Raw genomic sequence first — 12,698 nt, 5'->3', positions numbered from 1 at the left:
TGTTCTCCTTAGTGGCCCATAATGTTGTCGGCGGGGTCCGGTTTATCGTGCACACCAAATCGATCAACGATGGTTGCGCTGGCTTCATTGAGCCCACGCACTTCGACTTCAGCGCCTTCGCGACGGAATTTAATGACCACCTTATCGAGCGCTGCAACCGCCGTAATGTCCCAAAAGTGGGCTTTGTGAAGGTCGATGATGACATGATCAAGGGCCTCTTTGAAGTCGAACGAATCAATGAACTTGTCAGCCGAGCTGAAAAATACTTGGCCAATAACTTCGTAAGTTCGCTCAGAACCTTCATCATTGATGCGCGATTGAATCACCATAAAGTGGCCAATCTTGTTGGCAAAGAACATCGCCGCTAATAGCACGCCAACACCAACCCCCAGTGCCAAGTTGTGTGTCGCAACAACGACCACGACGGTAGTGACCATCACGATATTGGTTGAAAGTGGATGTTTCTTCAGGTTGCGAATTGAATCCCAGCTAAACGTACCGATAGAAACCATGATCATCACAGCAACGAGAGCTGCCATTGGGATGATTTTTAGCCACTCGTCAAGTACAAGAATCATAACCAATAAAAACACCCCGGCAAGCAATGTAGATAGGCGTGTGCGCCCGCCTGATTTGATGTTTATCACAGACTGCCCAATCATGGCACAACCAGCCATACCGCCCATTAATCCAGCACCGATATTAGCAATACCTTGCCCGCGGCATTCGCGATTTTTGTCGCTGGTGGTGTCGGTTAAATCGTCAACAATGGTGGCCGTCATGAGTGATTCGAGCAAACCAACAACGGCCAACGCAGCTGAATAAGGGAAAATAATTGCTAAGGTTTCGAGCGTTAACGGCACTTCAGGCCATAAGAACACCGGCAGTGTATCTGGTAGTTCACCCATATCCCCCACGGTGCGTATATCAAGGTTCAGCATGACAGCCACAATAGTGAGCGCAATGATGCAAATAAGCGGTGAGGGTACTAAGCGGCCAATCAGCGGCACATAGGGGAACAGATAAATAATACCTAAGCCAGCAGCGGTCATTGCGTAAACATGCCAAGTTACATTGGTCAGTTCCGGTAGCTGTGCCATAAATATCAAAATGGCGAGCGCGTTGACAAAGCCAGTGACAACCGAGCGTGACACAAAGCGCATTAATGAGCCGAGCCTTAGCACGCCCATAACAATCTGCAATACACCTGTAAGCAAGGTGGCAGCGAGTAGATACTCTAACCCATGGTCTTTTACCAAAGTGACCATTAACAATGCCATCGCACCTGTTGCGGCACTGATCATGCCTGGGCGCCCACCCACAAAGGCAATGATAATTGCTATGCAAAAAGAGGCATAAAGACCAATTTTAGGGTCAACGCCAGCGATAATGGAAAAGGCAATAGCTTCAGGAACTAGGGCCAACGCCACAACGAGTCCTGCCAGCACGTCACCACGAAGGTTCGAAAACCAGTTTTGGTGTACAGACTTTAGCATGTAGTATTCACTTCTTTGCTTGGGATCGGTTTTGTTTATAAAGTAAAACAAAACTATAGACGAAGACTGACTCGCTGTTGCGAGAAGCCGCGGATATTACAGGAAATAGGTGAATAATGAAACAAAAAGCACGATTCACGATGGGCCCTGCGGCCCTTGTTGCGGCAGCATTTATCGGGCCAGGAACAGTTGTTACGGCGTCGTTAGCGGGTGCTAATTTCGGCTACGCTCTGTTGTGGGCATTGGTGTTTTCGGTTATTGCTACCATGATTTTGCAAGAAATGGCAGCGCGTTTAGGGGTGGTCACGCAGCAAGGTCTGGGTGAAAACATTCGTGCGGGAATTTCACGACCTTGGCTGCGGCGGATGGTTGTGCTGCTCATTTTTGCTGCAGTTATTATTGGTAACAGTGTTTATCAGGGGGGGAATATCAGCGGTGCGCGGCTTGGTTTAGCCGACTTGTTGCCAATTGATGGCCATTATATTCCCGTTGTTCTCGGGGTACTAGCAGCAGTGGTTTTATGGCAAGGCAGTTATAAAGTTATCGAGAAGGTGCTTATTGGCCTTGTGCTGCTCATGAGTGTCGCGTTTTTGGCAACTTTTCTACTGACTCAACCCGATTGGAGTGCCTTATTAGGTGGGCTTTTGGTACCGTCGGTGCCAAGCGGCGGCATATTGATGGTGGTGGCGCTTATTGGTACCACTGTTGTGCCATATAATTTGTTTCTCCATTCTTCAAGTTGTGCGCAAAAGTGGCAATCTGCGGACGACCTTGGTGCGGCACGTAAAGATATTTATGTATCGATTCCTTTGGGTGGACTTATTTCAATGGCGATAGTGGGGGCTGCCGCTTCGGCATTCTTCGGTAAGGCGATTACTATTCAAGGTGCGGCTGACTTGGGGCAAGCTCTACAGCCTCTATTTGGCGACAGCGCCACCACCTTTATGGCATTAGGACTTTTTGCTGCGGGGTTATCTTCGTCATTGACGGCGCCACTGGCCTCAGCTTATGCCTTAAGTGGTGTACTGGGTTATTCAAACAATCTCAAAGATAAGAAATTTCGGGCCACTTGGTTCACGATTCTTCTCGTGGGTGTAGTTATTGCCTCGTTGGGCTTGAAGCCGATTGAAGTGATTATTTTTGCGCAAATTGCCAATGGTTTGTTGTTACCTTTTATGGCGCTATTTTTGGTCTGGGTATGCAATCAGCCGCGCTTAGCGCAGCACCGTAACTCACTGCTGCAGAACATCCTTGGTGGGTTGGTTTGTGCGGTAGCTATCGGACTTGGCGCCCGCAGTATTGCTTCGGCAATGGGATGGTTATGATTCTATTTGCCGAACAACATTTCCACTTCTAAGCCGATAATCCATCGCGGCTTACGTGTTTCAATGAGAGTTTCTCGTGGCCAATGGAGTCCAACCCAGCCCTCGATAAACAGCCATTCGCGTTTAAATCTGCTGCGATGGAGTGCCCGCAGGCCGTAATCTCTGAGGGGCACCTCATGTTCCGATTCACCTGACCACCAAACTTCAGCGCCGACAGCGCGTTCATAATGATAAATATAATAGAGCTTTTGTGATGTATTCCAGCGGACGCCTTCTGTTCGTTCGGCAAAGGTTGCTCGGCCCCAAACTTTCGCAAACCAGTTGGGTGCCAAAATAAAGTCAAACGCTGCAGTTTGAGCAATACCAAAGCCGTCGCTATCGCGCCAAAAACCGACACTTTGCAGCGATGCTTCTGTGCTTTCACCAAGAATCGACTCGTAGCGGTAGCGGGCTCGAAGGTAAGGATCAAGCTTTAAGCCTCCACGAATACCGGCGCCAAAAGACAAGCTGTGTTTCTGGCTTAAGTTCGGGTCGAAACCCAAGCCAAGCATCCATTCTTCGTCAGATTGGTTGCGTCTTATGATTGAAGGACGGGATTGCTGAGAGTCGTTAATGAAATCATCGAAGTCGCCGCGCCCGATGATTGCTGAGAATTTTCGTTCTGCATGAGGAAACACCACAGCGGCACGAAAGCTTGAATCCAATTTAAAGCCATCATATTCATCCCAAACGGGTGTAAGGGTTAGGCTTCCCGAGGCAGTATCGTATGCCTCTGGATCAATATTTTCGGCAAAAAAGGAGTCTAACCAAGCTGCAGTGGCATTCACCGAACTGGTTAAGCCAGCTCGGAATTCATCAATTATTGCCTCCTCTTCCGGTGGCTGCTCCTCGGATTCTTTGGCTTGACCAAGAACAGCAGGGCTGAGGAGCAGACACAGGCAAAAAATGCTCCAGCGCATTCGACCTCCTTGCGTCATGTTGTATTGAACATACAAGGAAATAGGTCGATTCGCTAGTTCGATTAATTAAATACTTACGCGTTTGTAATGGCGATACTCGGGGCTCCAAAAGTTAGCCTCAATGCGTTCCTTTAAAGTATCGTCACTCACTTCGAGGGCAAGACCTTGCTGCTGGGCGACTTTAGCTACATTAAAGGCAATTTTTTTACTTAATTCAGCGATGTGGCTAATTCGAGGCAGCAGACTATCACTTTCGCCGTTAACTCGCGGTGATTCATCAGCAAGCGTATTGCTTGCTGCCATCAGCATCTCGTCGGAGATAATGCGCGCCTTTATGGCGATAACGCCCAGCCCAATACCTGGGAATATATAACTATTATTGCATTGCGCTATCGCATATTCCTGGCCTTTATATTTTATCGGGTCAAACGGGCTGCCTGTTGCAATGATGGCCTCACCGTCAGTCCATTCGATGACATGTGCTGGATGCGCTTCAATTTGCCGTGACGGATTAGACAACGGGAAAATAATCGGTTGTTCGGTATATTGATGCATGGCGCGAACGACTTGTTCGGTAAATAAGCCAGGTTGTCCGGAGACACCAATAAGAATACCAGGCTTGGCGCAGTGCATGACATCAAGCAGCGAGGCATATTCCCCACTGTGCTGCCAATCGGTTAGTTGGTCGAGGGGTTGTGCTAGGGCTTGTTGGAAGTCACGCAAATCGCTCATGCCTTCAGTCAGCAAACCGAAACGATCGACCATGTAGATTTGACTGCGAGCTTGGGCATCGGTTAAGCCTTCAGCGACCATTTGCTGAATAATTTGTTCGGCAATACCGCAGCCAGCCGACCCAGCGCCAACAAACGCGACCTTTTGATCTTTTAGCTGCATGCCCTTGCTGCGTGACGCGGCCAGTAATGTGCCAACAGTAACCGCAGCGGTGCCTTGGATATCATCATTGAAACAGCAGTACTCATCACGATACTTACGTAGCAATGGCATGGCATTGGGTTGTGCGAAGTCTTCAAACTGCACCATGGCTGCAGGCCAACGGCGACGTACCGCTTTCATAAAACGGTCAACAAAAGCTTTGTATTCGCTCTGATCGATGCGTTTATGCCGCGCACCCATATACATTGGGTCATTGAGTAGCTTTTCATTGTTGGTGCCCACGTCTAAGCACACAGGTAAAGTGTATGCAGGGCTGATACCACCGCAGGCGGTGTAAAGGCTAAGTTTACCGATAGGAATGCCCATCCCGCCAATACCTTGGTCGCCTAAACCAAGAATGCGTTCGCCGTCAGTTACAACGATCACCTTCACCTTTTGCTTGGTTGCGTTGCGCAAGATGTCTTCCATCTGATCACGGTCTTCGTATGAGATAAACAAACCGCGTGAACTACGATAAATATCAGAGAATTGTTCGCACGCATCGCCTACTGTTGGGGTGTAGATAATTGGCAGCATTTCTTCAAGATGCTGCTGCAGGAGGCGATAAAAAAGTGTTTCGTTATTGTCTTGAATTGCGCGCAAATAAATATGTTTGTTGATGGCGGTATCAAAACTTGAATACTGCATGTAACAACGCTTTACTTGCTCTTCGATAGTTTCATAGCGCGGCGGTAGCAAACCGGTTAGATTGAACGCAGTTCGCTCTTCGCGAGTAAACGCGCTACCTTTGTTAAGTAACGGTGTTTCAAGCAAATTTGGGCCTGCATAAGGAATATACAGCGGATTCTTCATGAATCATTCTCCTCGCGCGACGTTATTAAGTGGCAGTTTGGTGACTGAATCCGCAATTATTGCAGAAAAATGGGAGGAAGGCATGGGAAATCCGGCGTTTGAAGTGAAACTTAAGTTAATCGACAACTATAAGTTTGAGGTTGATTTTGGCGAGTTTGGACAGATCATCACGGATGAACCTGAACCTGTTGGGCATGGCGAAGGGCCGGGGCCGAGTCAAATACTTGCGGCATCCGTTGCCAACTGCCTTGCCGCAAGTTTGATGTTTGCTATTCGAAAATTTAAAGGCGACCCGGGTATGGTGACAGCTAAGGTTCAAGGTGACATGGAGCGCGTTGAGGGCCGACTTCGTATCGGTAGCATGCAAGTCGAGTTAAATCTTGGTCAAGCAGCCGCTAGTATCGACAAACTTGACCGCGTTTTGGACCAATTTGAGAATTTCTGTGTGGTCACTCAAAGTGTTCGAAATGGCATCAAGGTTGATGTAACCGTATTGGATGACGCCGGCCAAGTGCTCAAATCAGCCGAATAATTGCTGTCCCGGGTTGAGCAATATCCAACTGGTTAAAATGAACTTATCATTGGATTTTGGCACCGTTCCGCGGTGGGTGTGTGTGAAATAACCGGGTGCTATAACCATGCGGCCACGCTTTGGCTTGATGCTTTTATTTTGATAGTAGAAGTCGGTGGTGCCGCCGTCTTCTACATCGTTTAAATAAAACATAAATAGCAAGCTACGATGCAGCGCTTCAACACTGTTTTTTTCCGGATAAACTTCACAGTGCCAGTAATTATAGTTGCCCTGATCTTTTAAATATTTTTGAGCTTGAATAGGGCCAAGGCGATATAGCAATTGCATGTAGGCCTGTTCTTTTCCCGCTGCAATTTCGTCAAAATTTTCATGGGTTAAATTTACCGGCGCTCCGGTAACGGGATGTTTTACTTTCAAAGCAACCGGCGCGATCAATGCGAAATGATATTTCTTAAAATACTCCAGTGCATATTTAGTGGTTATATCGCAAATAGTCTTTAACTCGTTGGCATAATCTTGATGCTGATTTAAATAAAGGTCTTCACTTAATTTTTTGTCTTTATCCACACCACCACCAGTGCGGCCAGGTTGCTTATGCGGGCTGTTTTCAAATAACTTGATAAATTTGTCACAAAACTCTGCTGAAAGTGCATCATCATAAACTTCAATAAAGTCGTTACTCACAATTATCCCCAGTAATTAAAATCTTTACCAAAACACACAGCCGAATTGAACTCATTGCCGTCAGCTTGTTGGTCTTCGCGGTTAAGGGCCTGTATCACAGCATGTTTTAACACTGGCAGGTGAGAATGTTCAAATTGTTTAACTGCGCTTAACAAGGTAACCGGGCCCTCGCGTAGCCGCTGCATGATAGGTACAAGCGCTTCCGGATGGTTTTCCAATTCAGAAAAATAGCGTTTAGCGAACGTCGAATAATCAATATCTCCGGCATGGTATTGTTTGCGTAACTGGTTAGAGGGACAAGCCTCTTTGCACCAGATTGAATGCGCGAGTTGTTCTTTTTTGATACCACGCGGCCATAGCCGATCAACCAATATTCGTTCGCCGTCAGTTGGGTCTGTAGCATCATAAACACGCTTAAATTGAATGAAATATGCAGCCATTACAATCCTTCAAAGAGTCAACTAAACTAGCTTTACTTAAGCCAAAAGCTTTTTTTGCGCGTAGATTATAGTTAGTGTGATTAGCTAGTGTGATCAAGAGGTCGCCAAATTTCTACCCTTTTTACGACTTAAGGACAACCGATGACATATATCCGTAACACGATTGAACAACTGCAGCAAACCAGCCCAGCGCAAACTGAATTTTATCAAGCAGTTGAAGATGTTCTGGAGAGTCTCGAACCCTTATTAGAACAAAACCCAAAATACCGCGAGCAAGCCATCATTGCCAGACTCGTTGAACCAGAGCGCCAGATTATGTTTCGTGTGCCTTGGATGGATGATAATGGTCAAGTACAAGTCAATAAAGGCTATCGAATTGAATTCAATTCAGCGCTTGGTCCATACAAAGGCGGTCTGCGCTTCCACCCCAGCGTAAATGGCTCCATCATTAAATTTTTAGGCTTTGAACAAATTTTTAAGAATGCGTTAACAGGTCTACCTATAGGTGGCGGTAAAGGCGGTGCAAACTTCGATCCGAAAGGGAAGTCGAATGCCGAAATTATGCGATTTTGCCAATCCTTTATGTCGGAATTGTTTCGCCATATTGGGCCACAAACGGATGTTCCCGCGGGCGACATTGGGGTAGGTACACGTGAACTTGGCTATTTGTTTGGTCAATACAAACGCTTGGTCAATCGTTTTGACGGTGTTTTAACGGGCAAAGGCTTATTATGGGGCGGCTCTCACGCGCGAAAAGAAGCCACAGGGTATGGGTGTGTGTACTTCGCCAATTATATGATGGCAGATCGCGATGTCGAGCTCGACGGTAAGCGGTGTGCGGTTTCGGGCTCAGGAAACGTAGCTATTTACACCATGGAAAAACTTTATGAGCTAGGTGCGAAGCCGGTAACGTGCAGCGATTCATCAGGCACAATTTATCATGAGGCCGGTATCGATCTGGACCTGATAAAGCAGCTAAAAGAACAGCAACATAAGCGACTTGAGCAGTATTTAGAAACACACACGGGTGCCGAATATACGCCGCGTGACGATTATCCTGAGGATGGCCATCAAGTATGGCGCTATGACGTTGATTTGGCGTTTCCTTGCGCCACGCAAAATGAAGTGACCCGGGCCGATGTTGAGTGCTTGCTGGAGCATGGATGTCTCGGTATCGCAGAAGGCGCGAACATGCCACTTACCGAAGCTGCTTTTGATGCAGTACAACAAAGCTCTATTGCCTATGGACCCGGCAAAGCTGCTAATGCCGGCGGTGTGGCGACGAGCCAACTAGAAATGGCTCAAAATGCCAGCATGCAGCGTTGGAGCTTTGAACAGGTTGATGAACGTTTAAAGCAAGTCATGAAGAATATCTACACAGATATTTCCCGAACAGCTGACGACTTTGGTCAACCGAGAAATTTAGTGTTAGGCGCTAATGTTGCTGGGTTTAAACGTGTTGCCGACGCCATGATTGAGCAAGGCTTGGTTTAATTTCACCAATTTTGTCGTTATAACTCAACCTAAAATGCTAGTTAATTCAGTTGGCTAGCATTATTTTTACCTATCTTTACAAAAAACTAATAATTCTACGCAACTAAACTGTGCAAAAAGGCGACTAAACTAATATCTGATAGCGGTTGTTGCTATCTGCCGTTTGGAGGCAAGAAGCATGCAAAAATTTAATTTAAAAGCCCGCCTGAGTGCGGTTGCTTTACTTGGCTCAGTCTCAATGATGGGCGCTGCGTTGGTTCCAGTTGCTGCGCACGCCGAGCCAGTGCAAGCAGAATCCGTTTATTATTCGCAGGCTGAACTTGATAGGCTACTGGCGCCGATTGCGCTGTATCCCGACAGTTTGCTTTCACATGTGCTGATTGCAGCAACCTACCCGTTAGAAGTAGTTCAAGCAGAACGCTGGGTAAGTAAAAACGACCATCTGCAGCCACAGGAAGCTTTGGAGCAGGCAGCAAACGAGCCTTGGGATGCCAGCGTGAAAGCGCTGGTGGGTACGCCCGAGGTGCTGAAGCAAATGAGCGATGACCTGGAATGGACGCAAGCCGTTGGTGAGGCTTTTCTTGCTCAGCAAGAAGATGTGTTAGCGCGCGTGCAAACGTTGCGTGACCATGCCTATACGGCAGGTAATTTGCGGTCAAATAAGCACGTGAGCGTTGAGCGCGAAGACAAAACGATTGTCATCGAAAACGTTCGCCGTGAAGTGGTGTATGTACCTTATTATGACACACGCGTGGTATACGGACCTTGGTGGTGGAATAGCCATCCGCCAGTGTTCTGGTCGCGCCCATCGTTAACTGTAAGTATTGGCTCCGGTATCTATTGGGGCATTAGCTACAATGTGCCAAGCCATTATTACTACAGTCATTTCTACTGGCCACAACGTTATGTGGTGATTAACAATCATTATTACCAAGCACCGCCGAAGAAGCGCCGTGATTATTGGATGAAAGGCCAAGATGCCAAACGTTGGTATCACAATCCGAATCATCGACGTGGTGTGGTTTATCGCCACCGTGATTTACAGCCGGAGCGGCCGAAGTACTACATGGTAAACAATGGGCAACAAGTAGTCCGTCCAACGGTTAGCTCACGCGCGATGCCTGCCAAAAGTGTCGCGGCAAGAAATGTCACCAGTTTTGATCAACGCCCAAGCAAAGAACGGGTGATCCGCACATTGCGCGGTACTGAGGTTAAAAATGTTCCAACGCAACGTCGTGTTACACAGTCGAACTGGCGTGATCCGGTTGTACGTGAAACGTCACGGCCAAAACGCGATGCTATCGTTCGCACGCCAACAGTACGCGAACCTGCAGTGCGGAAAAATAATGTTCGCCAGCCTTATATGGGCCAGCAAAAAATGAGTAGTCCGACACCACAGCGCAGTCAACGCGCGGTGCCACAGGTAAAAGCGCCACAGCGTGCTGTCACGCAGCCCAAAGCACCGGTTTATAAACCGGCGCAGCAGCCTAGCTATAACCGTACACCAACGTCACGGCCGCAGGTGGGTGCATCGCCTCGAGCGAATGTGCGTACCCCGACTACACAGCCAGCCCGCAGTGGGCAAAACCGCATGAAGGACTTTTAAAAGGCCTTGTGTTAAATACCGAAGTCGTCGAAGCGAATTCGCGCTGAGTCGACATTGAGTGAGGCCAGCATCGCCAATGTTGCTTGCAACATGGCGGGCGGGCCACACACATAAAAGTCATAGTCACCCGGATGGTTTTGTAACCATTGCGCGGCCGCCACATCAATATTTCCTAGTTGCACCTGCTCAATATCTTGATCTGTTGTGTCAGAAATGACCGGTACATAGTGCAAGTTCGCCATGGCCACAAACTCATCGCGATAAATTAATTCAGCGCTGGTGCGCGCGCCATGGAATAGGTGCATAGCGCGTCCCTGAGCAGACTCAGCTTGAACGAGTGCTCTTATCGGGGCGATACCTACGCCGCCAGCAATATAAATCTGCGGGCGAGCGGACACAGTTGGATCAGTTGTTAAGAAATCACCAAATGGGCCAGTGGCGCACACCGTGTCGCCAGGCTGTAACTGACACAAATAGCTGGAGCCAATACCAACTGGAACATTTAACGAAGGTGCTGGCATCGTGCGTATCAAAAACACCAATTCGGTTCTATCAGAACGGCCCGAATCAGGTGTCTTGGCAAATGAGTAGTTTCGCATCAGGTAGCTGGATTCATGTGGAATTTCGAATTGCATGAACTGCCCAGCCCGATATTCAAACGACTTGGCAACGGTAAATCTTAGCTCAGTGATCAGTGGCGACAACGGTTGCCGCTGCGTGAGAGTCAGTTCATACCGTTTGGCGTCGCTGTTCAACAGTTGTACAGCCTGCCCGTGGTCGCGATGCTGGCATGCCAAGCGAACCCCGCGAGCGAGTTCGGCGGTGCCGATCAATCGCTGCTCAGCGTCGGTTATCGGCGTATTTGAATCGACAATAACTTTACACAACCCACAGGTACCGCCGCCACCGCAGCCGCTGGCAATGGGTTGGTGTTTGCGTTGTAGCGCTTCCAAAATGGACAGCTTACGACGGGGGTTCAAGTCGCCTCGCCGAATATTTCGTATCAGCAAAAGCAATCCGGACAAGGTAAACCACAGCGCTAAAAATGCTGCGGTATAGTTCAGCAGGTGATTGAAGTTACGGCCACCCGAATAATCCATAAAGTGCAATTTGAAAGCCCAATCAGCAAGCAACCAAGGGGTATTTCGGTGGTCAAGCACGCGGCCGTTACTGGCGTCCACGTAGATTCGGGTATTTAGGTCATCGCGAAACTGAATGCGGTAACCTGTACCTTGCCACCCGAAAATTTCCGCTGTGGTTGTGATGGTGCTGGTTTGTTCAAGTTCACCTGGACCATCATAGGTGGCCAGAGCAAGTTGTTCCGCTTGTTTCGCGTTGGTGAACCAAGGTTCACCTGAGTTGCCATCAAGGAATAACTGTTGCTCAGGCAAATTAATCTGGTACTGAGGATTTTGGCCAATACGGTACAACTTTATCGATAAAGCCTGAGGATACATTTCCCACATCTCGTGGATATCAATTTGCGGCCGAGACTGTCGTATGACCAGCCCTGTTGGGTTGGTCTTATATTGATGCCCAGACATGGCGTGGTGACCTTGCAGAGCAAAATAAAACCCCGACACCAACCATAAAATTACCTGAACGAGCAACACTAAGCCTAGCCAGCGGTGCAGCCATTGCATAAAACGCATCATGAGGCCACCTTCGTAGGCTTTTGGCGCAAGGTAAAAATGAGCAGTACCATGCCGGTAACCATCAACACACCAGTGCCTAAAATAAAGATGCGAAGTAACCAAGAGGTGATGTTTTCGCGCGTTTCATAGTCCATGATGTGTAGCATCCACATGAAGTCGAAACCGCGCCAAAAATCATGACGTTTTGTTAACAACTCACCGGTTCTTGGGGAAATATAGAAACTGGTGTTGGCAAAATCGTCGTAGTTAACCTGCCACACAGGCAGCAAGCTGGAGCTGATCTCACTCGGCGCTTGGCTCTCGAGATATTCAACCGATCGAATTTCCGGTGTGTCAGTAGCGGCGTAATAAGCATTGGAAATTGCGGTGATATCTGCTTGTGAAAACTGCAACAGCTCAAGCGTTTGTGCATTTATAAGTTGTGTGGTTCTATGCCCAAAAATTTTATAGGTGGGTACCATGCGGCCATTTATTAACGTGCTTTGTAGGGTAATTTCGCGAGCTCGCGGGAATGCTTTCAACACGTCGTTTAAAGGGGCTGGCTGAGCTGTTACGGGTAACTGTTGAGCCACAGGCCGGACTAAATGGTCGCCATGAATAAAACTTAATTCGAAAAACACCATATACGCGCCACTGATACTCCAGAGCACCATCTGCACGCCGAAAAATAACGATAACCAGCGATGCCAAACGCGCCAGCGGCCTGAGCGCTGTGTTAGTTTTGTTGACTGGGTTGGCTGTGACATTTCATTCCTATTGCA

11 protein-coding genes are annotated in these 12,698 nt (G+C 48.0%); 4 read left to right on the top strand and 7 right to left on the bottom strand.

The features are described 5' to 3' along the window. Positions 1–8: 8 nt before the first annotated feature. The gene (locus tag ACN0UY_RS08670; RefSeq protein ID WP_417666276.1) at positions 9–1,496 is read right to left on the bottom strand and encodes a SulP family inorganic anion transporter; all 1,488 of its coding nucleotides are present in this window, start codon (positions 1,494–1,496) and stop codon (positions 9–11) included. 116 nt (positions 1,497–1,612) lie between these two features. Between ACN0UY_RS08670 and ACN0UY_RS08665 the strand changes: the two genes are divergently transcribed. Beyond that, positions 1,613–2,821: an Nramp family divalent metal transporter gene (locus ACN0UY_RS08665; protein WP_417666275.1), complete on the top strand. Its 1,209-nt coding sequence runs from the start codon at positions 1,613–1,615 to the stop codon at positions 2,819–2,821. A gap of 2 nt (positions 2,822–2,823) precedes the next feature. Here ACN0UY_RS08665 and ACN0UY_RS08660 read toward each other — a convergent pair whose 3' ends face one another. Beyond that, complete coding sequence (locus ACN0UY_RS08660; protein ID WP_417666274.1) at positions 2,824–3,780, bottom strand: hypothetical protein; 957 nt, start codon at positions 3,778–3,780, stop codon at positions 2,824–2,826. 66 nt (positions 3,781–3,846) lie between these two features. After that, positions 3,847–5,526, bottom strand: a complete 1,680-nt coding sequence (locus ACN0UY_RS08655) for an NAD-dependent malic enzyme (RefSeq protein ID WP_417666273.1) — start codon at positions 5,524–5,526, stop codon at positions 3,847–3,849. Between ACN0UY_RS08655 and ACN0UY_RS08650 the strand changes: the two genes are divergently transcribed. Next, positions 5,525–6,058 carry an OsmC family protein gene (locus tag ACN0UY_RS08650; RefSeq protein ID WP_417666272.1) on the top strand — a complete coding sequence of 178 codons (534 nt, stop codon included), beginning with the start codon at positions 5,525–5,527 and terminating at the stop codon, positions 6,056–6,058. The two genes, ACN0UY_RS08655 and ACN0UY_RS08650, sit on opposite strands and share 2 nt — an antisense overlap. Here the strand turns inward: ACN0UY_RS08650 and ACN0UY_RS08645 are convergent. Then, entirely contained in the window at positions 6,047–6,742 is a 696-nt protein-coding gene (locus tag ACN0UY_RS08645; protein ID WP_417666271.1) for a 2OG-Fe(II) oxygenase, read from the bottom strand. The two genes, ACN0UY_RS08650 and ACN0UY_RS08645, sit on opposite strands and share 12 nt — an antisense overlap. A gap of 2 nt (positions 6,743–6,744) precedes the next feature. Continuing rightward, positions 6,745–7,182, bottom strand: coding sequence for a DUF488 domain-containing protein (locus ACN0UY_RS08640; RefSeq protein WP_417666270.1), 438 nt, complete (start codon positions 7,180–7,182; stop codon positions 6,745–6,747). A 141-nt stretch (positions 7,183–7,323) separates the two neighbouring features. Here ACN0UY_RS08640 and gdhA point away from each other — a divergent pair, with 141 nt between their 5' ends. Together gdhA and ACN0UY_RS08630 are read left to right on the top strand one after the other, a co-directional pair. After that, positions 7,324–8,676, top strand: a complete 1,353-nt coding sequence (gene gdhA / locus ACN0UY_RS08635) for an NADP-specific glutamate dehydrogenase (protein ID WP_417666269.1) — start codon at positions 7,324–7,326, stop codon at positions 8,674–8,676. 178 nt (positions 8,677–8,854) lie between these two features. Next, positions 8,855–10,282 carry a DUF3300 domain-containing protein gene (locus ACN0UY_RS08630; protein ID WP_417666268.1) on the top strand — a complete coding sequence of 476 codons (1,428 nt, stop codon included), beginning with the start codon at positions 8,855–8,857 and terminating at the stop codon, positions 10,280–10,282. Positions 10,283–10,293: 11 nt separating this feature from the next. On the opposite strand, the gene ACN0UY_RS08625 is transcribed toward ACN0UY_RS08630, so the two are convergent. Together ACN0UY_RS08625 and ACN0UY_RS08620 are read right to left on the bottom strand one after the other, a co-directional pair. Next, the gene (locus ACN0UY_RS08625; RefSeq protein ID WP_417666267.1) at positions 10,294–11,937 is read right to left on the bottom strand and encodes a 2Fe-2S iron-sulfur cluster-binding protein; all 1,644 of its coding nucleotides are present in this window, start codon (positions 11,935–11,937) and stop codon (positions 10,294–10,296) included. After that, entirely contained in the window at positions 11,934–12,683 is a 750-nt protein-coding gene (locus ACN0UY_RS08620; protein ID WP_417666266.1) for a PepSY domain-containing protein, read from the bottom strand. Before ACN0UY_RS08620 ends, ACN0UY_RS08625 begins: the two co-directional genes overlap by 4 nt. Between the last annotated feature and the right edge of the window lie 15 nt (positions 12,684–12,698).

The organism is Pseudidiomarina sp. (assembly GCF_048268165.1).
Taxonomy (GTDB): Bacteria; Pseudomonadota; Gammaproteobacteria; order Enterobacterales; family Alteromonadaceae; genus Pseudidiomarina.
Note: the sequence above shows the minus strand (reverse complement) of the source record. Positions and strands in the feature narration are given on the sequence as shown.